The 18290-nt window shown below is 64.0% G+C and carries 20 protein-coding genes, 1 tRNA gene and 1 pseudogene; 11 read left to right on the forward strand and 11 right to left on the reverse strand.

The features are described 5' to 3' along the window. Positions 1 to 57 precede the first annotated feature (57 nt). Both IVA96_RS00705 and IVA96_RS00710 read right to left on the reverse strand, forming a co-directional pair. Positions 58 to 132: transfer RNA gene (locus IVA96_RS00705), tRNA-Glu, on the reverse strand. 56 nt (positions 133 to 188) lie between these two features. After that, entirely contained in the window at positions 189 to 530 is a 342-nt protein-coding gene (locus tag IVA96_RS00710; protein WP_247414957.1) for a hypothetical protein, read from the reverse strand. On the opposite strand from IVA96_RS00710, the gene IVA96_RS00715 reads away from it, so the two are divergent. From IVA96_RS00715 to IVA96_RS00730, 4 genes are all read left to right on the forward strand, one after another. Then, positions 529 to 1536, forward strand: coding sequence for an RluA family pseudouridine synthase (locus IVA96_RS00715; protein ID WP_247414959.1), 1008 nt, complete (start codon positions 529 to 531; stop codon positions 1534 to 1536). The two genes, IVA96_RS00710 and IVA96_RS00715, sit on opposite strands and share 2 nt — an antisense overlap. Before the next feature lie 218 nt (positions 1537 to 1754). Beyond that, entirely contained in the window at positions 1755 to 2654 is a 900-nt protein-coding gene (rpoH, locus tag IVA96_RS00720) for an RNA polymerase sigma factor RpoH (protein WP_157328162.1), read from the forward strand. A gap of 21 nt (positions 2655 to 2675) precedes the next feature. Then, complete coding sequence (locus IVA96_RS00725) at positions 2676 to 3026, forward strand: hypothetical protein (protein WP_247277460.1); 351 nt, start codon at positions 2676 to 2678, stop codon at positions 3024 to 3026. 127 nt (positions 3027 to 3153) lie between these two features. After that, positions 3154 to 3495: a hypothetical protein gene (locus tag IVA96_RS00730; RefSeq protein ID WP_247277461.1), complete on the forward strand. Its 342-nt coding sequence runs from the start codon at positions 3154 to 3156 to the stop codon at positions 3493 to 3495. A gap of 55 nt (positions 3496 to 3550) precedes the next feature. Here IVA96_RS00730 and IVA96_RS00735 read toward each other — a convergent pair whose 3' ends face one another. The 4 genes from IVA96_RS00735 to IVA96_RS00750 form a co-directional block, all read right to left on the reverse strand. After that, positions 3551 to 4177 (reverse strand): peptidoglycan recognition family protein, encoded by a 627-nt coding sequence (locus IVA96_RS00735; protein WP_247415104.1) that lies wholly within the window; start codon positions 4175 to 4177, stop codon positions 3551 to 3553. Between the two features lie 34 nt (positions 4178 to 4211). Further along, positions 4212 to 5420, reverse strand: a complete 1209-nt coding sequence (locus tag IVA96_RS00740) for a GGDEF domain-containing protein (protein ID WP_247415106.1) — start codon at positions 5418 to 5420, stop codon at positions 4212 to 4214. A gap of 589 nt (positions 5421 to 6009) precedes the next feature. Continuing rightward, positions 6010 to 6621: a LysE family translocator gene (locus IVA96_RS00745; protein ID WP_247414962.1), complete on the reverse strand. Its 612-nt coding sequence runs from the start codon at positions 6619 to 6621 to the stop codon at positions 6010 to 6012. A gap of 55 nt (positions 6622 to 6676) precedes the next feature. Next, positions 6677 to 7051, reverse strand: a complete 375-nt coding sequence (locus IVA96_RS00750; protein ID WP_247277463.1) for a response regulator — start codon at positions 7049 to 7051, stop codon at positions 6677 to 6679. Positions 7052 to 7205: 154 nt separating this feature from the next. Here IVA96_RS00750 and IVA96_RS00755 point away from each other — a divergent pair. Further along, a pseudogene (locus IVA96_RS00755) lies at positions 7206 to 7331 on the forward strand (acetoin dehydrogenase); the annotation flags it as partial. Positions 7332 to 7395: 64 nt separating this feature from the next. On the opposite strand, the gene IVA96_RS00760 reads toward IVA96_RS00755, so the two are convergent. After that, positions 7396 to 8202 carry a lytic murein transglycosylase gene (locus tag IVA96_RS00760; protein WP_247414965.1) on the reverse strand — a complete coding sequence of 269 codons (807 nt, stop codon included), beginning with the start codon at positions 8200 to 8202 and terminating at the stop codon, positions 7396 to 7398. A gap of 741 nt (positions 8203 to 8943) precedes the next feature. Here IVA96_RS00760 and IVA96_RS00765 point away from each other — a divergent pair. Next, positions 8944 to 9180 (forward strand): hypothetical protein, encoded by a 237-nt coding sequence (locus tag IVA96_RS00765; protein WP_247277465.1) that lies wholly within the window; start codon positions 8944 to 8946, stop codon positions 9178 to 9180. Between the two features lie 177 nt (positions 9181 to 9357). On the opposite strand, the gene rpoD is transcribed toward IVA96_RS00765, so the two are convergent. Then, positions 9358 to 11490, reverse strand: coding sequence for an RNA polymerase sigma factor RpoD (gene rpoD, locus IVA96_RS00770; protein WP_247277466.1), 2133 nt, complete (start codon positions 11488 to 11490; stop codon positions 9358 to 9360). Positions 11491 to 11866: 376 nt separating this feature from the next. Continuing rightward, on the reverse strand, positions 11867 to 13879 hold the full coding sequence (gene dnaG, locus IVA96_RS00775) for a DNA primase (RefSeq protein WP_247277467.1): 2013 nt from the start codon (positions 13877 to 13879) through the stop codon (positions 11867 to 11869). 263 nt (positions 13880 to 14142) lie between these two features. Between dnaG and IVA96_RS00780 the strand changes: the two genes are divergently transcribed. Beyond that, complete coding sequence (locus IVA96_RS00780; protein ID WP_247277468.1) at positions 14143 to 14706, forward strand: chlorite dismutase family protein; 564 nt, start codon at positions 14143 to 14145, stop codon at positions 14704 to 14706. Here the strand turns inward: IVA96_RS00780 and IVA96_RS00785 are convergent. After that, positions 14703 to 15101, reverse strand: a complete 399-nt coding sequence (locus tag IVA96_RS00785; RefSeq protein WP_247277750.1) for a gamma-glutamylcyclotransferase family protein — start codon at positions 15099 to 15101, stop codon at positions 14703 to 14705. The genes IVA96_RS00780 and IVA96_RS00785 overlap by 4 nt on opposite strands. A gap of 197 nt (positions 15102 to 15298) precedes the next feature. On the opposite strand from IVA96_RS00785, the gene IVA96_RS00790 reads away from it, so the two are divergent. Next, positions 15299 to 16102, forward strand: coding sequence for an N-formylglutamate amidohydrolase (locus IVA96_RS00790; protein WP_247414967.1), 804 nt, complete (start codon positions 15299 to 15301; stop codon positions 16100 to 16102). Positions 16103 to 16105: 3 nt separating this feature from the next. Here IVA96_RS00790 and IVA96_RS00795 read toward each other — a convergent pair whose 3' ends face one another. Continuing rightward, positions 16106 to 16726 (reverse strand): LysE family translocator, encoded by a 621-nt coding sequence (locus tag IVA96_RS00795; RefSeq protein WP_247277469.1) that lies wholly within the window; start codon positions 16724 to 16726, stop codon positions 16106 to 16108. Positions 16727 to 16917: 191 nt separating this feature from the next. Here IVA96_RS00795 and IVA96_RS00800 point away from each other — a divergent pair, with 191 nt between their 5' ends. Genes IVA96_RS00800 through IVA96_RS00810 form a run of 3 tightly spaced genes read left to right on the forward strand, consistent with a single transcriptional unit; the run spans position 16918 to position 18204 of the window. Then, positions 16918 to 17232, forward strand: coding sequence for a helix-turn-helix domain-containing protein (locus IVA96_RS00800; protein ID WP_247277470.1), 315 nt, complete (start codon positions 16918 to 16920; stop codon positions 17230 to 17232). Then, a complete protein-coding gene (locus tag IVA96_RS00805) occupies positions 17225 to 17695 on the forward strand; it encodes an SRPBCC family protein (protein ID WP_247277471.1) in 471 nt (156 codons plus the stop codon). The genes IVA96_RS00800 and IVA96_RS00805 overlap by 8 nt, the downstream gene beginning before the upstream one ends. Next, positions 17692 to 18204, forward strand: a complete 513-nt coding sequence (locus IVA96_RS00810; protein ID WP_247277472.1) for an SRPBCC family protein — start codon at positions 17692 to 17694, stop codon at positions 18202 to 18204. Before IVA96_RS00805 ends, IVA96_RS00810 begins: the two co-directional genes overlap by 4 nt. The last annotated feature ends 86 nt before the right edge of the window (positions 18205 to 18290 follow it).

The raw sequence follows: 18290 nt of genomic DNA on the forward strand, positions 1-18290 counted from the left end.
CGTTGCGGCTTCGAGCAGTAAAACGGCCGATTTTGGAGTGCCCAGCTCGTAGGCAAATGGCGCTCCCTAGGGGAATCGAACCCCTGTTTCAGCCTTGAGAGGGCCGCGTCCTAACCGCTAGACGAAGGGAGCGTGAGGGTTAGCCAATAACCTCGAAATTTGTCCGCCGCAAGGACCCAGCAGCCGTTTTAGGGCTCATTGGCAAATTTCAACATTCCGGCGGGTTTCAAGGTGTGGGCATCGAAGGTGCGGAGCTCGGTGGCGCCGCCGATGTCCAGTGTGACCACGAGGCGATCGCCCGCGACGCCGGTGGAGACGATCCTGGCGCCTTTCGGCAGGGTGGCGATGACGTCGCCGGCCACCTCGACCGCCCTTCCCTCCGACTTGAAAAGACGGTAGCCCACCGCGATCAGGACGGCGCAGATCGCCAGCGCCGTGGTCAACCCCGCGATCAGCATCATCCGCCGCACCCGCGCGAACAGCGCGGCCTGCTCGGGGGTCGGTTCGGGAACAGCGGTTTCGGTCGTCATGGAAAGCTCGGGCTCTGCGCAAAGGTTGGAGGTTGTCGTCGCCGGCGACGAGGGCTCGGTCCGGCTCGACAGCGTGCTGGCGGCGCACCTTACCGAACTGTCGCGATCGAGGCTGAAAGCCCTGATCCTGGCGGGCGCAGTACACCTGAAGGCCTCCGCGGTCCGCGACCCCGCTTATCACGTCAGTCCCGGCGATACGATCACAATCGACGTGCCGGAGGCGGCGCCGGCGGAGCCGAAGGGCGAGGATATTGCCCTCGACATCGTGTTCGAGGACAACGACATCGTCGTCATCAACAAGCCGAAGGGCCTGGTCGTACACCCCGCGGCCGGGCACGAGACCGGCACGCTGGTGAACGCGCTGATCGCCCATTGCGGCGCCTCCCTCTCCGGCATCGGCGGGGTCCGCAGGCCCGGCATCGTGCACCGGCTCGACAAGGACACGACCGGGCTGATGGTGGTCGCCAAGAACGACCTCGCCCATGCCTCGCTGTCCGCGCAATTCGCCGACCACGGCCGCACCGGCGAGATGCGGCGCGGCTACATGGCCTTCGCCTGGGGCGTGCCGAACCGGCATCGCGGCACGGTGGACGCGCCGATCGACCGCCATCCGCATGCGCGCGAGAAGATGGCGGTGCGCCAAGGCGGCCGCGAGGCGGTGACACATTGGGAAATCCTGGAGAGCTTTGCCGGCCGCGATGGCAAACCCGTCGCTGCCCTGCTCGCCTGCGAGCTCGAGACCGGGCGCACCCACCAGATCCGTGTCCACCTCGCCCATATCGGCCACCCCCTGCTGGGCGACGCGGTCTATGGCCCGCATTTCAAGACCAAGGCGAACCAGCTCGGGCCTGAGTCGCAGGCAGCCCTGACGGCGCTGGGGCGACAGGCCTTACATGCTTACCTGCTCGTATTTGAGCACCCAAGAACCGGAGAATTACTGCACTGGGAGGCGCCGCTGCCGGAGGATTTGCTTCTCCTTCGAAGCTGCCTCAAAGCGGCGCTATGACGCAGCCCCTTTCAGAAAGCCTTTACATTACAAAAAGTTATAGCTGCCACACGGGGACGTGACGTCAGCAATCCTTCCCTTTTCGACCCCCGATAGGATATATTGCGCCTGCGTTGAAATTGACCAACGCGGAACATCGCAGCCCGACCGGCTTTGACACAGCGGTCGTCTGCCTGGCCCGCCGCTATCGGGGGCCTGAACCTTTTGGAGGGCGCACTATGGCCCGTACCGCTGCTTTGCCGGTCCTCAATGGAGAATCCGGCCTTTCTCGCTACCTCGCCGAGATCCGCAAGTTTCCGATGCTGGAACCCCAGCAGGAATACATGCTCGCCAAGCGTTGGCGCGAGCATGACGATCGCGACGCGGCGCACCAACTCGTCACCAGCCATCTCCGCCTCGTGGCCAAGATTGCCATGGGCTATCGCGGCTACGGCCTGCCGATCTCCGAGGTCGTCTCGGAAGGCAATGTCGGCCTGATGCAGGCGGTGAAGCGATTCGAACCCGAGAAGGGGTTCCGTCTCGCCACCTACGCGATGTGGTGGATCAAGGCGTCGATTCAAGAGTACATCCTGCGTTCCTGGTCGCTCGTGAAGATGGGCACCACCGCGAACCAGAAGAAGCTGTTCTTCAACCTGCGCAAGGCGAAGAGCAAGATCAACGCGCTGGACGAAGGCGATCTCCGCCCCGACCAGGTCGCTACGATTGCCAAGCGGCTGGGCGTGACGGATCAGGACGTGATCGACATGAACCGCCGTCTCGGCGGCGACGCCTCGCTCAACGCGCCGATCCGCGACGACGGCGAAGCCGGCGAATGGCAGGACTGGCTGGTCGACAATACGCCCAACCAGGAAGCCATGATGGCGGAGCACGAGGAGTATGATCACCGCCGTGACGCGCTGAACGGCGCCATGGGCGTGCTCAACCCGCGCGAACGCCGCATCTTCGAGGCCCGCCGCCTCGCCGATGAGCCGATGACGCTGGAAGACCTTGCTGCCGAGTTCGGCGTGTCGCGCGAGCGCGTCCGCCAGATCGAGGTCCGCGCCTTCGAGAAGGTGCAGTCCGCGGTCAAGGGCACGATCGCAAGACAGGAACAGGCTGCGCTGGAAGCTGCGCATTAAGCGGGCTTGCGCGCTAAAGGATTGGCGGATCGAAAGAGACGAAAAGCCGGCGGCAACGCCGGCTTTTTTGTTTGGGTGGTGAAGCGCAGTACTGCGGGATCGCCGGATGTGGTGTTAGTGGCCTGCCCTTTTGAGCGGCGGGTTGACTATCGCGGACGCTGTGCAACCTCTATCGCTGCCATTAACAGGTTTGCGGCGACGTCTTTGCCGAAAGTGTTGACCCGTGATCGGACCTTCGTCCGGCTCGCTGACCTCGAAGATCACATTCCCTCCGCTCGAAAGGACTTCCAGTCGGACACCGTCGAAAGAAATGTCGCTGGCCCACTGATATTCCACAGCGCGTTCTTCGAACGTCAGTATTCCCATGCCTGATGCATATGCTGGATTGAGTGATCAACCTCACCCAACGTGGGTCGAAACCGAGCTTGCCTTGAACCCGCGCGTCCGGTCAACCGACCCAAAATGACCGGGCGACAACAATCAAGCCAATGGACGCACCGTGTCGATCATCCTGCAATCCACCGTCGGCGGCTTCGAAGCCCAGTTCCTGCGCAAGCTGCCGCTGGTCGAGCAGGCGATGCGCGAGCACGGGCTCGAGCCGTCGGAATTCGTGATCTCGAAGGATTATGCCGGCACGGCGACGATCCCGCTGATGGGCCCGTTCTTCTACAGCTACAGCGTGTTCTTCGGCGAGGAGCAATTCACCGTCACCGAACCGAACGACGTGGTGTTCCTGGATTATTTCTTCAAACGCGTGCTGGCCGCAGACGGCCCGCCGGTGGTGCCGCGGCGGCCGGGATTGATCCAGCGGCTTTTCGGCTGGATGTCGCCGGCGGTTTAGCTCGTCCCGGCCGCTGGTCATTCACCTTCCGCAAGCGGGGCGAGGAGCGCACTTGCTACTCCCCCCAAACCCTCGCCAGCGTCGCGAGCCAGCAGCCTTCGCAATAGCGGGCATCCTTGTAGTCGATCCAATTGTGCGCGTAGACGCGATCGGCCGGGATGCCGTAGCGCATGCGCAGCACCTTAACGAGGATCTTCCAGGCCGCGACCTGCGCCTCGGTCGGCCCGGCCGCGACGTTACGATAATTTCCGGCGAACTCGACGCCGATCGAATTGTCGCGCACGACCTGGCGATAGGTCGACCTGTTGTCGATGTATTTGTTGTCGTTGCGGTTGGCGCCGTCGCCATGGGTCGGCACCAAATTCTCCGCCGCCGCCCAATAGACCGTGCCGTCGGTCTCGACCCACACCGTGACCCCGCGCCGGGTCGGGTTCTTCGCCTGCGCCAGCGCGCCGCCCCGCGCCGAACCGGCCGGCCCCTCGGTCTGGTGCACGATGATGTTGCGCCAACGGTTTGCGCTGTCGACGTCGCGCCATGGTGCCAGCCACACGATCTTCAGGCCGGGAATCTCGGGCGTGCCGGAGGCGCGCGCGAGTTTTTCGAGCTCGGCATCCTCAGCGGCGGCGGGGATGGTCAGATACAGAGCGGCGAGAACGGCCGCGAGCAGGCGGGACATCGTGATGCGGGTCCAATGCGACCCCTGATGTAGCACGCCCTTACGCGAAGTTGTGCGCGGCCTCACCTCGACCGATCGGCTCGGGCGAGAGCGGCGGGGCCGGATCGTAGACGGCAAGATCGTTCTTGCCGTTCTTCTTGGCAGCGTAGAGGGCGTGGTCGGCACGCGCGATCAGGCGGTCCGGGAATTGACCGATGCCGCGGTCCCACTGCGCAACCCCAATCGAGATCGCGATCGGAATGTCGCGGCCGGTGCAGGCCGCGGCGTCCTGACGGCAGACCTCGAGCACGCGGCGGGCGATCGCGGCAGCCTCGCGCAGCGACGACGACGGCAGCACGATGCAGAACTCGTCGCCGCCGGTACGAGCCAGCATGTCGCCGGGCCTTAGGCGCGTCTGCGCCATCAGCGTGAAGTGCTTCAGGCAGGCGTCGCCCGCGGCATGGCCATGGGTATCGTTGATGGTCTTGAAGCCGTCGAGATCGATCACCAGCAGCGAGAACGGCGCGCCGCCGCGCTCCGAGCGCGCGCATTCCTCGGTCAGGCGCTGCAGCAGATGCCGCCTGTTGGCGACGCCGGTGAGATCGTCGAGCAGCGCGAGGTCGGCAACCTCGTTGCGCAAGCTGTCCATTGCCAGCAGCAGGAAACCGAAATTCAGCGTCATCGACAGGAACAGCAGCCCCAGCACCATGACGGCATGGGTCTGGCCGCCGGCCCGCGCCGAGAGATCGTGGCCAAGCAGATTGCCCACCATACGGGCGGACAGGATCGCGATGATGCTGAGGATGACGATGCCGGACAGCCGCGCGCCGGGGCTGACACGCCCCTCCGGCGACAGCAGGAGGCGCAGCGCCAGCATCAACGGCAAGGCTTGGCCGAGCGTGTAGCTGAGCATGCGCAGCTGCATGTGCTCGAAGCCGACCGTAAAGACCACGACGCCGGTGAGGCTCAAGCCTCCCGTTGCGGTCATGAGAGGCCACGAGACCGGCCGGTCATAGAAGCGCTGAATGCCCATGGCGGCGAGGCAGCTCGCGGCAATGACGCCGGCTGCGCCGAGCAGAAGCGGCAGGGGCGAGGCGACGAACAGACGGATCAGGGCCGTCATGGCGCCGGCCGCGCCGACGAAGGACGAGGCCGTCCAGAATCGCGCGGCTGCGAATTTCGGATAGGAGCGCGTCACGTAGGCCCAGATCACACCGAGCGCCAGGAAGTTGACGACGAAGACCGTCCACAATGTCGGTACGTTCAGCATGGCGCGTGCAGCACGCGCAGCGTCGCGCCCCCCGTCCCTGGCAGCCGTCCGTCCATCACCCATCCCCGTTTTCTTCCGGCGACAATGCGCGAGTTGCGCTTAATGGAGTCTCACTGCGACTCTTGAAAACGCGCCTTTGGTTTTGGATTCATGAACGGCGCCTGGCTGTTGTCGGATCGTTAAGCCTGTCGCAAGCGACGGTGCGCCGACGCGGCGATGCGGATTCGCGCAGCAAAATCACCTGAAAATGCATCTGAGCTGTGGATAACACGATGACACAGATATGACGACGCGGGGCAGAGGAGCGCGAATCTGCTGAGTTTGTCGTCGAGGATGTTGCGAGGCTGGCCCTCCGCCGAGCATCCCTCGTGTCGCGTTCCCACCATTAAACCCTAAGAGGATACTATGGCTAAGAAAGCGAAGAAGGCGGCGAAGAAGAAGGCGAAGAAGGCCAAGAAGGCGAAGAAGAAGTAACGCAGCTTCTTTTTCTTTGCCCGGGTGGAGCCTCGCTCCGCCCGGGCGTCGGGCAAGATCGAGAGTTTGAAGGTGGCGGGCGCAAGGCCCGCTTTTTTATTGGGAGAAAGAAAGACTACCGCTCCGCGAACGCCAGCTTGGCGCCGAGTGCGGCAAAGCCGGCGGCGAAGCTGCGGCGCAGCCAGGCCATGACGCGGGGCCGGGAGATGACGCGCTCGCGCACCGAGGCAGCGCAGAGGCCATAGACGACGAACACCGCAAAGGTCATCGCCATGAAGGCGCCGCTCAATTCCAGCATCCGCGCCAGCACATGGGCCTCGTCGAGCGCGATGAACTGCGGCAGGAAGGCGAGGAAGAAGATCGACAGTTTGGGATTGAGGATGTTGATCAGGAAGCCGGTGACGATGACGCGGCCGCTCGACCGCTCCTTGATCTTGCCGTCGACCGCGAGCGCACCTCGCTCGCGCAGCGCCTGCCATGACATGTAGAGCAGATAGGCGACGCCGCACCATTTCAGCGCGGCGAAGGCGAGCGCGCTGGTGTGGAGCACCGCGGCAAGGCCGAGCATCGCCGCCATCATGTGCGGCACAATCCCCAGCGTGCAGCCGAAGGCCGCCGCGATGCTGGCGCGCGAGCCTCGGGTGAGCGCCGCCGCCAGCGTGTAGAGCACGCCGGTGCCGGGCGAGGCGACCACGATGAGCGAGGTGAGCAGGAACGACCAGGTCATGATTGGACCTTATCACCGCGCCTTACGTCGGAAAAGCGATGGTCGGCAACGGCCCTCAGGACAGCTGCGCGATCTCGGCCTCGCGCAACACATCGAGCGGCGCCCACGGCTTGGCCCAGAACTTGGCACCGTCAGGCAGCGCCTGCATCAGAGGCCGCCCGGAGGTGACGACGACGTCGAGCTTCGGATTACGGTCCTTGGCGAGATGAGCGAGTTCGACCCCGTTCATGCGGCCAGCGAGCTGAACGTCAGTCAGCATCAGGCAGAGTGCGCCCGCATTCTTCTCCAGCACGCGTTCGGCCGCCTCCGCGCTCTCGCACTGGATCACGTCGTACCCACTTTCCTCGAGGAGAACGCAAAGCATCTCCCGCTGCATGTGGTCGTCTTCGACGATCAGCGCTGTTGCACGAAAAGGCTGTGCCTGTCCCATGAGCGGCTCCCAATGCTTGCTTCGTATCGTATGTTAAAGGCCCAAATCGGTCGTGGTTCAGTTCCATTCTGAAAAAATGTAAATCATAGTTCCCGCTTTCCGGACTTGGCGAGGAGATCCATGACTGCGATTCGCGGCGCCGCCGCCATGACCGGAGAACGCGGCGAAGACCACGCCGAAGGATGCCGCCCTGCGCATCATCAGAGGCATCGAGAGGAACGAGCCTCGCATCCTGATCAGCAACGACGCCCGTTTCATGGATCTGCTCCAGCGCTTGCGCCTGGGCGCGGCGCGACAGCAGCGCGACGCCCCGTCATTTGCGAGCCTAGTTAGCCATGGCCCCCTCACTGCCCCATCAGCCGATCCGCGAAATACCCGATCGTCTTGCGATAGACCACCGCCCTGTTCCACTCGCGCATTGCTTCGAAATTCGGCGTGCCTTCGCCGTAAGGCTGGCCCATCTTGAAGCCGCTGGTGTGGAGCAGGTTCGCAGTCGAGGCGAGCACGTCGGGAACGCTGTGGCGGAGGTCGACATGGCCGTCGCCGTCGAAATCGACGCCGTATTTGATGTAGGACGACGGCAGGAACTGGGTCTGGCCGATCTCGCCGGCATAGGCGCCGATGAGATCGCGCAGCGGCAGGTCGCCGCGCTGCACGATCTTGAGCGCGGCGAGCAGTTCGCCCTGGAACAGATCGGTACGGCGGCAGTCATGCGCCAGGGTTGCCAGCGTGCGGATCACCGGCAGCTTGCCGGTATCGCCCTTGCCGAAATCGCTCTCCAGCCCCCAGATCGCGACCAGGATGTAGCGGGGCACGCCGAACTTCTGCTCGATCCGCGAGAGCAGCGCGGCATGGCGCTGGAGCAGCGCCCGCCCGCCATTGATGCGGCCGGGGCCGACGCGGGTCGAGACGTACTGTTCGAAGCTCTTATTGAAGGTGTGGCGCTGGCGCCGATCGAAGGCGAGCACGGCGCCATCCTGGGTCACACCACTGAGCGCCGCATTGGTCACGCTCGCCGAAACGCCGGCGGCTTGCGCCTCCGCGGCCATGCTGGCGACGAAAGCGTTGAAGTCGCCGCCGCAGCGCGCGGCCTGCGCCGACCCACCGGCCAGACAGACGATGGAGGCGATGGCCAAAGCGTGTCTCAACATGCCGGAAAATCCTCTGAGGAATGAGCGCGCAAAGTAGCGCGCGATCATGCCCGGGAACCGAATTGGCGTCAAAGCAGCAAAGCCTCGCCGTGAAGGCGCGCGAGCTTGATCCGCGTCGACATCGTATCCAAGCGACGCGAGATGGACGATTGTCCGACACTCTCTCTCGTCGTTCCGGGCGGCGTTTAACGAGTCGCGCGCAGCGGCCCGGTGGCCGCAAGCCCGAATCATGCATGACGCAACAACGTCGCAGCTCCATGGATTCTCAGATGCGCAGGGCGCAGCCCTTGGGACATGCACCGCGATAGTGGACCTCGATTCAGTTGCGCTGCATTGCGACGGCCCGAACAATGAACAAAGTGATTTGGTGATCCAAACTATTGTTGCGACGCGCATCAAGTCGGCATGCCGCGGCCAACGCATATCTGATCCGCCCGCTGCGACATCAACGCCGCCACGATTTGCCTTGCCATCGCACGGCGCCTTCGATAGTCTTCTATTTTAGGTTGTCACCCCCGCCAGCCCTGGGCGACACTGAAGACCAAAGATAACTGACGGCCAAAGATAAACGGCGGGCTTCGCGGCCCGCCGCCTACTGGGGTTCACATCGACGCCTGTCACTCCGAGGCAACGACATCTGATCCGGCAGCCGCGCCGGGCATCCTTGCCTTCAATGCATTGCCGACGTCGATAACCGCCGAAGTCATTTGACTGCGGCGCCCTGATCGACGACAAGCCGCCATGGCCAAGAAACCCGGAACCAATCCCAAAGGCGAGTTCGCCTTCTTCAACGTCGTCTATGAGGACGATACCCAGCGCTCCAACCGCCGCGTGCCCACCGAGCTGCTCGGCGGCCTCGACGGCGACGAGCCCGCCCGCGGCTTCATCATGGAGCAGGACCGCGAGATCGCCGAAAAGAGCGGTCGGCCGCCGCTCGAGATCAAGCGGATTGAGCGGGTCGGGGTGAAGAAGAAGTAGGCAGACATCGGCAGCGCTCACCAGCGCCGCATATTGCAGACAAGCAGCCGATAGAAAGCAGATGAAGCTTCTTGGCTGAACGCTACTGGTAGACAGGCACGAACAAAAACGGCGGGCTTGCGCCTGCCGTTTCGTCCGGATGGATGCCCGGGTCAGGCCGGGGCCTGACGATCGGAATTAATTATCCAAGAAGCTGCGCAGCTTCCGCGACCTTGACGGATGCTTCAGCTTGCGCAGCGCCTTGGCTTCGATCTGGCGAATGCGTTCGCGCGTCACGCTGAACTGCTGGCCGACTTCTTCCAACGTGTGGTCGGTATTCATGCCGATGCCGAAGCGCATGCGCAGGACACGCTCTTCGCGCGGCGTCAGAGATGCCAGCACGCGCGTCGTGGTCTCGCGCAGGTTGGACTGGATCGCGGCGTCGATGGGGAGGATCGCGTTCTTGTCCTCGATGAAATCGCCGAGGTGCGAATCCTCTTCGTCACCGACCGGCGTCTCCAGCGACAGCGGCTCCTTGGCGATCTTGAGGACCTTGCGGACCTTTTCGAGCGGCATGCCGAGCTTCTCGGCGAGCTCTTCCGGAGTCGGCTCGCGGCCGATCTCATTGAGCATCTGGCGCGAGGTGCGCACGATCTTGTTGATCGTCTCGATCATGTGCACGGGGATGCGGATGGTGCGCGCCTGGTCGGCGATCGAGCGGGTGATCGCCTGCCGAATCCACCACGTGGCGTAGGTCGAGAACTTGTAGCCGCGGCGATACTCGAACTTGTCGACCGCCTTCATCAGGCCGATGTTGCCTTCCTGGATCAGGTCGAGGAATTGCAGGCCGCGGTTGGTGTACTTTTTGGCGATCGAGATCACCAGACGGAGGTTGGCTTCCACCATCTCCTTCTTGGCCTGGCGTGCCTCGCGCTCGCCCTTCTGTACGGAGTGCACGATCTTGCGGAACTCGACGATCTCGAGGCCGGTCAGGGCGGCGAGCTGATGCACTTCGTGACGAAGGTCCTTGATGCGGTCCTTCTCGTGATGAACGAAATTCTTCCAGCCCTTGGCCGAGAGTTTCGAGACGCGGTTGAGCCAACGCGGATCGAGCTCCGAGCCGGTGTAGTTGCGCAAAAAGTCCTCGCGCGCGACGCCGTGGCTGTCGGCAAGACGCATCAAGCGGCCCTCGTAGGAGACGAGGCGCTTGTTGATGTCGTAGAGCTGCTCGACCAGCGAGTCGATACGGGCTTGGTTGAGGCGGAGCGACTTCACCTCGACGATGATCTCGTCCTTCAGCTTCTTGTACTTGCGCTCCTGGTGCGGCGAGAGCGACTCGTTCTGGAGCTGGTTCTGGATGTCCTGCTCCTGAAGCTTGCGCAGCTTCTTATAGCTGTCGGCGATCTTGTCGAAGATCTCGACCACCTTCGGCTTGAGCTCGGCCTCGATTGCCGCGAGCGACATCTGGTTCTCGAACTCGTCGTCGTCCATGTCGGACTCGGCGGCGGACTCGGCTGGATCCTTGTCTTCGCCGGCTTCAGTGCCACCGGGCGCAGGCGCGGCGCGGAACGGGGTGGGCGACGGCGGCGCGGCGGGCGGCGCGACATGCGCGGGGGCAGCGGCGGACGCGGTGGCTTCGCCACCCTCGGCCGGCGCTTCGCCGTTCGGGCCGGCGATCATCGCGGTGTTCATGCCGCCCTTGGCGTCAGGGCCGGCATAGGTCGCTTCGAGATCGATGATGTCGCGGAGGAAGATCTTGCCTTCGTTGAGCTCGTCCCGCCAGATGATGATGGCCTGGAACGTCAGCGGGCTTTCGCACAGACCCGCGATCATCGCCTCGCGGCCGGCCTCGATGCGCTTTGCAATGGCGATTTCGCCCTCGCGGGACAGCAGCTCGACCGTGCCCATCTCGCGCAGATACATGCGCACCGGATCGTCGGTGCGCTCGCCCGGCTCGCTCTTCTTGACCTCGGTGACGGCCTTCTGGGTGACCTCGACGAGCTCGTTGTCGGTCTCGTCCTCGCCCTCGTCCTTGTCTTCCTCGCCTTCGGTGTCGTCGGCTTCGGTGACGTTGATGCCCATGTCCGAGAGCATCGACATGATGTCCTCGATCTGTTCGGGCGAGGTCTGGTCGGACGGCAAGACTTCGTTGAGCTGATCAAAGGTCACGAAGCCGCGCTTCTTGGCCTGCTTGATCATCTTCTTCACGGCGGCGTCGGACAGGTCGAGCAAGGGCGAGGGCGCGTCCTGGGAGTCCTTCTCCGGCGCATCCGCTGCCTTGTCGTCCTTTTCCTTGTCCTTCGCCTGCAGCGTCTTTGCCTTGGTGGCCATCCATTGCTCCTCAACGCGCTTCAATGCAGACGGCGCGCCCCGCCTGCCTGAATTCACATGAACCTGTTGCTCGACGCTCTCGCTTCGGCAGCTCTCGACACGGAAAGGGCGGCGCACAAACTTCTCGCCACCCCCAACTTTCTCTCGCCGGATTTGCCTAACGCTTCGTGAGCCTCTTTGTCGCAGCGGATGCAGGTGTAGTGCCAACAGCGGTTGCGCGGATTCATTCCTGACGCGTCTGTTCTGCCTGCGGCCGCCTTCGGGCCAAAGTGCTACAAGACCGTTAAGCCTCGATTAACCCTGTTTCTGCCGCCAAACCAAGGATTTGGCGAGTCTTTTAGCGGTTCCGACCCCGGCCGTCCGCATGATTCTTTCATTACATGCTCTTCTGGAGCCGACCCGACAGTTCGCCAAAACCCTCGATCAGGGCCTCGGTACCGTCGACTTCGCCCATCCGAGCCTTGACGTCACGCAGCCACGCCAAATTGGCCTCGCTGGGGTCCTCCCCCAGGGCCAGCTCAGCGTCCTTCAGCTCTCTAAGTAGTGAATGCCATTGCCGATGCAAGGCAACCAGCTGATGCCAGGTGGCAAGAACGTCATCCCGCGCCGCGCCCTCCCGGGCGCCCCACACCGCCGCGGTCGTGATGCCGTTCTCAACCCTTTGAAGAACTTGCGAAAATCCGCCCTTCTCGAGGTCGCCCCGCATCTTCTCGGCCTGCTCGCCCGGGTCCGGTGAGTGGTGATGATCGTTGGCGAAGGCGGCGATGATGCCGGCCCTGAGTTTATGGGCTTCGGGATGGGCCAGCTCCAGGGCGGCCACCTCCTCCAAGTGCTCATGCAGCAGCCAGGGGTGGTTGATCAGGCATTGCAGGATCAGGGCCTCCCGGCGGGAGATGGCACTGCGCTGGCCGCGCATGATCGGGCTTGCCGCCAGCTGAGGGCTCGCCGCCTGGTATGGACCGGACGGCAGCGGGACGGGACCGGGCGGGCCGCGGCGGGCGCCACCAAATCCCTGGCCACCGAATCGATTCGCGCCTCCCCCACCCCTGGGCTGGAACGGCCGGCCGCCGCCACCTTGGCGGAAACTGCCCCGGCCGCCAAAGCCGCCGCGCCCGCCTTCGGGGGCAAAGGCGCGCTGGAGCCGATTGGCAAAGTCGTCGCGGTAATAGCGCCGCACCACCTCGTCGCGGATGCCGTTGGAGAGCTCCTTGATGCGCGCCTCCAGAGCGGCGCGGCGCTCGGGCGTGGCAAAATTGCCGCCTTCGAGCTCGCGCGACCAGATCATCTCCGCGAGCGGTCGCGCCGCCGCGATCACGTCCTCGATCGCGCCGCGGCCACCCGAGCGAACGAGATCGTCGGGGTCCTGCCCCTCCGGCAGCAGCGCAAAGCGCAGGCTCTTGCCCGGCGCGAGGAACGGCAAGGCAAGGTCCGCGGCGCGGTAAGCCGCCTTCTGGCCGGCGCGGTCGCCGTCGAAGCAGAGGATCGGCTCGTCCGCCATCTTCCACAGCAGCGCGAGCTGGCTTTCGGTGAGCGCAGTGCCGAGCGGCGCGACGGTGCCTGCGAAGCCCGCGGTGACCATGGCGATGACGTCGACATAGCCTTCGACCACGATCAGGGCGCCGCCGTCATGGGTGGCTTTGCGCGCGGTCTGGTGGTTGTAGAGATTGTCGCCCTTGTGGAAGAGCGGCGTCTCCGGCGAGTTCAGATATTTGGCCGGAACGTCCTTCTCCAGCGCGCGCCCGCCGAAGGCGATGACGCGGCCGCGCAAATCCGTGATCGGAAACATCACGCGGTCGCGGAAGCGGTCGTACGGCACCGGAATGTCGTCGCCGGCGACGAGCAGGCCGGTCTCGACCATGTCGTCAACGGACACGCCAAGCTTGCCAAGATGCTCCTTCAGCGCGAAGCGGTCGGGCGGCGCATAGCCGAGGCGGAACTGCAATTGCGTCGCCGGCGAGATGGCGCGATCGGCCAGATAGCCGCGCGCTTTGGCACCTAAGCGCGACGCCAGCGTCTCGGCGAAGAATTTTGCTGCAAGATCCATGACGTCATGCAGCGATTTGCGCCGCTGCTCATGCCGGGCCGCATCCGGCGTCACCGCCGGCAGCGGCAGTCCCGCCATATTGGCGAGCCGCTCGACGGCCTCGGCGAACGGCACGCCGTCGGTCTCCATCACGAAGTTGATGATGTCGCCGTGCTTGCCGGAGGAGAAATCGTGGTAAAAGCCCTTCTGGTCGTTGACGTAGAAGGACGGCGTCTTCTCCTGCTGGAACGGCGATAACCCCTTCCACTCCCGCCCCGCCTTCTTCAGCTTGACGCGCTTGCCGACGACTTCGGAGACCGAAAGCCGGGCACGAAGCTCGTCGAGGAATTGGGGCGTGAAGCGCATGAGATCCAGTCTTGCCCGAGCGAGATGAGCCGGGCCAAGATCAGGCATATAGGTGCCGCCTGCGCAAAAGTCAGGTTTGTCGGGATTATACGCGCTGTTCACAGCCCCGCGTTATTCCGGGGCGCGCAGAGCACGAGCCTGGAATCAATGGCGCCACCGGACCGCTGGCAGAAATGGATTTCCGGGCTCGCGCTTCGGGCGCCCCGCAAATGACGGTGGAGAGAGGCCTTGAACCGCGCCCGGTTCCACGCTTCCATACCCCCATGTTCAGGACCTTTCGAGGCGGCCAGAGCGGGGGCTGGCGCGTGACGTCAATCTCGCCCGTGAGGGGCGAGCCCCTGCCCTTCGTGCCGGCGCTGTCGGTGACCGACAGCGAGGCCGTCTCGTTGCCGCTGGTGCCCTCGCGCAACGCCTGGCGGCTGGTCGGCGTCGCGAGCAGCTTGCGTTACACCGAGCGGCCTGAGAAGCAGCAGCTCGTCGCCGTGCAGGCCGGCCTCGGCCGGTTAGAGGCGACCAGCGCAGCGCTGATCCCGATCCGCAAGTCGCAGGCCTGGTGGGAGCTGACGCAGGAAGAGCGCCGCAAGATCTTCGAGGACAGATCGCACCACATCGCGAGCAGCCTGCGCTACCTGCCCGCCATCGCGCGCCAGCTCTATCATTGCCGCGACCTCGGCAGCCCCTTCGACTTTCTGACCTGGTTCGAATTCGCACCGGTTGATGCTGCGCTGTTCGAAGAGCTGGTGGCGATGCTGCGGCAGACCGAGGAGTGGACCTATGTCGAGCGCGAGGTCGACGTGCGCATGGTGAAGGAGGTGCTGTCGGCCTAATGCTTCAGGAAGCGGCCGGACACGATGCGCGGAAGATCGGTGACGGGCCAGTTGTAGACATAGGTCCAGGCCTTGCTGCTGGTGCCGTCCGGCAGCGACACGTCGATCAGCTGGCGCAGATATTCGGTCGGCTCCGGAAAGCCTTCGCCGCAGGCCTCGTACATGTCGAGCTCGCGCAGCAGCTCGTCGCCCGCGCGCAAGTGAAAGAGCTCACCATGGACGATGTCGGACGGCGCGTCCGACAGCAATAGCCCCGGATAATGCTTCACCAGGACGAGCCGACCGCGGCAGGTCGCATCGGCAAGGAAATCCGCATGAGCCGCGAGCAGCCGCGCCATCGGATGATCGAAGCCGCGCATCAGGGTGCCGTAGACGAAGAGACGATCGCAGGTCATCCGGTGTGTATAGCTGGCAATGGCGCGGAACGACAACGCCGCATATTCGCTGTCGTCCTGGCGAAAGCCAGGACCACGATGTACAGGCAATGACGCTCTCAGCGGCATCCTCGGTCGAGCATGGTGATTTGAAGCGAACCGATCTATACCGATTTTCTTCGAACTTCAGGGCGGCAGTTTTTCCATAGGCAATCAGGATGGCTCTAGATACGGCCGACGCGACCGATCAACTCCTCGGCGAGGGCGACATTGCGCCAGTGCATGAGGTGAATACGGCAGGCCAATCGCCCTTCCTGCTCACCGCGGATCATTACGGGCGGGTGCTGCCGCGCGCGCTCGGCAATCTCGGTGTCGCGGAAAGCGAGCTTGTGAGGCACATCGCCTGGGACATCGGCATCGCCGGCGTCGCCGAGCGGCTCGCAAAAATGCTCGACGCGCATCTGATCGCGCAGCGCTATTCGCGGCTCGTGATCGACTGCAACCGCCCGCCCGCCGCTGTGAGCTCGATCCCCGTGATCTCTGAAGCCACCGCGATTCCGCGCAACGAGGGTATTTCGGAGTGGGAGCGCGAGGCGCGGCGGCGCGAGATTTTCGCGCCCTATCATCATCGCATCGACGCCGCCCTCAACCGCCGCCTGCGCGACAAGCGGCCGACAGCACTGGTGTCGCTGCACAGCTTTACGCCGGTCTATGCCGGCGTCGCGCGGCCCTGGCACGTCGGCGCCCTGTATAACCGCGACACCGTGCTGCCGCAGCTTCTCTTGAAACATCTCCGCGCTGAAAGCGATCTCGTCGTCGGCGACAACGAGCCCTATGCGGTGAACGACCTCACCGACTACACCATCCCCGTGCACGGCGAGGCGCGGGGCCTCGTCAACACCGGCATCGAGATCCGCCAGGATCTGATCGCCGACCAGTCCGGCCAGCAGCAATGGGCGGAACGGCTGGCGCGGATCCTTGCCGAGATCGAGGTTGAGCTGAAGGCGGAGCTGTTGGTGTAAGCCTCACTTCGCCCTGGTCAGCGCCAGCCAGATGCCGCCGCCGATCATGAAGCCGCCGGAAATGCGCGACATCATCCGCGTGCGGCGGGCCGAGAAGAATTTTCGGGCGCGGCCGGCGGCGATGGCGTAGAGCGCGTCGGTCATGACCGCCGTGACCATGAAGGTGGCACCAAGCAGCGCGACTTGCGGAAAGTGCGGGTGGTTCATGTCCATGAACTGCGGAATGAAGGCGCCGAAGAACACCAGCACTTTAGGGTTCGACAGCAGCACCAGGAATCCTTGCAGGAAGAAGCCGCCGCGCGGCGGCGGAGGCGGCGCGTCGACGTCAACGCCGTCGACCGGCGTCCAGATCAACTTGATGCCGAGCCACACCAGATAGGCGGCGCCAGCAAAGCGTACCCAGTCAAACCAGTACCCCATGGTCGCCATCAGCGAGGTCAGACCGACCGCGACGATGCCAATCACGATGGCAAGACCCGCTTGCGCGCCGGCAACGTTGGTGAGCGCCGCGCGGGTGCCGTGCCGCAGGCCGTTGGCAATGACGAGCGTGACGATCGGCCCCGGCAGCAACGCCAGCGCGATGCAGGCAGCGACGAAGGCGAGATAGGCTTGCATGGACATCATGGGGAGGACTCGCTGCGGTTTGTACGCATTAATGCATGGCGGAGGCCGGAACGGAAGCTCGCAGATCTCGTGTTCCCGCTTGCGGGGAGCTCTTCGCCTCGTCCCGCAGCGGAGAGATTGCACGCGACCAAAAACATGATTTCTCAAGCGCCGCTTGACATGCAACCATTTGGTTGCCTATCATCATAACCATGGATGAGGTCTTCAAAGCGCTCGCCGATGCGTCACGACGGTCGCTGCTGGACAGGCTTCACACCCGGAACGGCCAGACCCTGAACGAGCTCTGCGAAGGCCTTGCCATGACGCGTCAGGCGGTGACCAAGCACCTTGGCATTCTGGAGGAGGCCAATCTCGTCACCACCATCAGGCATGGCCGCGAGAAGCTGCACTATCTCAACCCCGTGCCGATCCATCAGATCGGCGAACGCTGGATCAGGAAATTCGAGCGCGGCAAGCTCGCCGCACTTAGCGAGTTGAAACGTCAGCTGGAGAAACGCGATGAGTAAGCCGGAATTCGTCTACGTCACCTACATCGAGACCACACCGGAAAAGGCTTGGGAGGCGCTAACCAACAGCGCGTTTACGCGGCAGTACTGGTTCGGCGCCGAGGTCAGATCCGACTGGAAGGTAGGCTCTTCCTTCGCCCTCACGCTCGACGGCGAGATCACCGATTCCGGCGAAATCCTCGAGGCCGATCCGCCGCGGCGATTGTCCTACAGTTTCAAGCACCAGAAATACGAGGAGCTGCGCGGCGAGCCGATATCGCGTGTCGTCTTCACCATCGAACCGTTCGGCTCGCTGGTGCGTTTGACCGTGCTGCATGACGGTTTTGTCGAGGGCGGCAAGTATCTCGGCGCCGTCTCCAATGGCTGGCCGGCGATCCTGTCCGGGCTCAAGAGCCTGCTGGAGAGAGGCAAAGTACTCGCCATCCCGCGCACGGCGCTCAACAAGGGATTCGACGCAAAATGAAGCTCGAGCAGTTCACGCCGCTGACTGTCTACACCATCTACATCGCCTCCACGCCCGAGAAGGTGTGGGAGGCGCTGACTTCGGCAGAGTTCAGCCGACAGTATTTCTTCGGCAATGCCGTCGAGGTCGAGCCACGGCTCGGCGGCGCCTTCATCGTGCGCACGCCCGACGGCGCCGTGCACATCAGCGGCGAGGTCCTCGCCTACGATCCGCCGCGAAAGCTCGCGGTCACGTTCAACGTGAACTGGCCCGATCTGATCGAGAAGCTCGGCCCGACCCTCGTCACCTACGAGATCGCACAGGCCGGCGATGCCGTCCGGCTCACCATGAGCGAAGGCCACGACCGCCCGCTCAGCGATGACATTCTTGCAGGCGGGCGCTCCGGCTGGCCGGCGATCCTGTCGAGCCTCAAGAGCCTGCTCGAGACCGGCAAGCCGCTGGTCGTCAAGCCGGGCCCGCCGCAGCGGATGCTCGATGCGCTGAAGGCGATGGGGATCAAGACGCCGTAGGGCGACGGCCTCCGTGTCGTCGTCCCGGACAAAGCGCGCCTCAAGCGCGCGCCGATCCGGGCGCCATAGCGAAAGGGTGAAGTTTT

Source organism: Bradyrhizobium sp. 159 (assembly GCF_023073795.1).
Classification (GTDB): domain Bacteria; phylum Pseudomonadota; class Alphaproteobacteria; order Rhizobiales; family Xanthobacteraceae; genus Bradyrhizobium.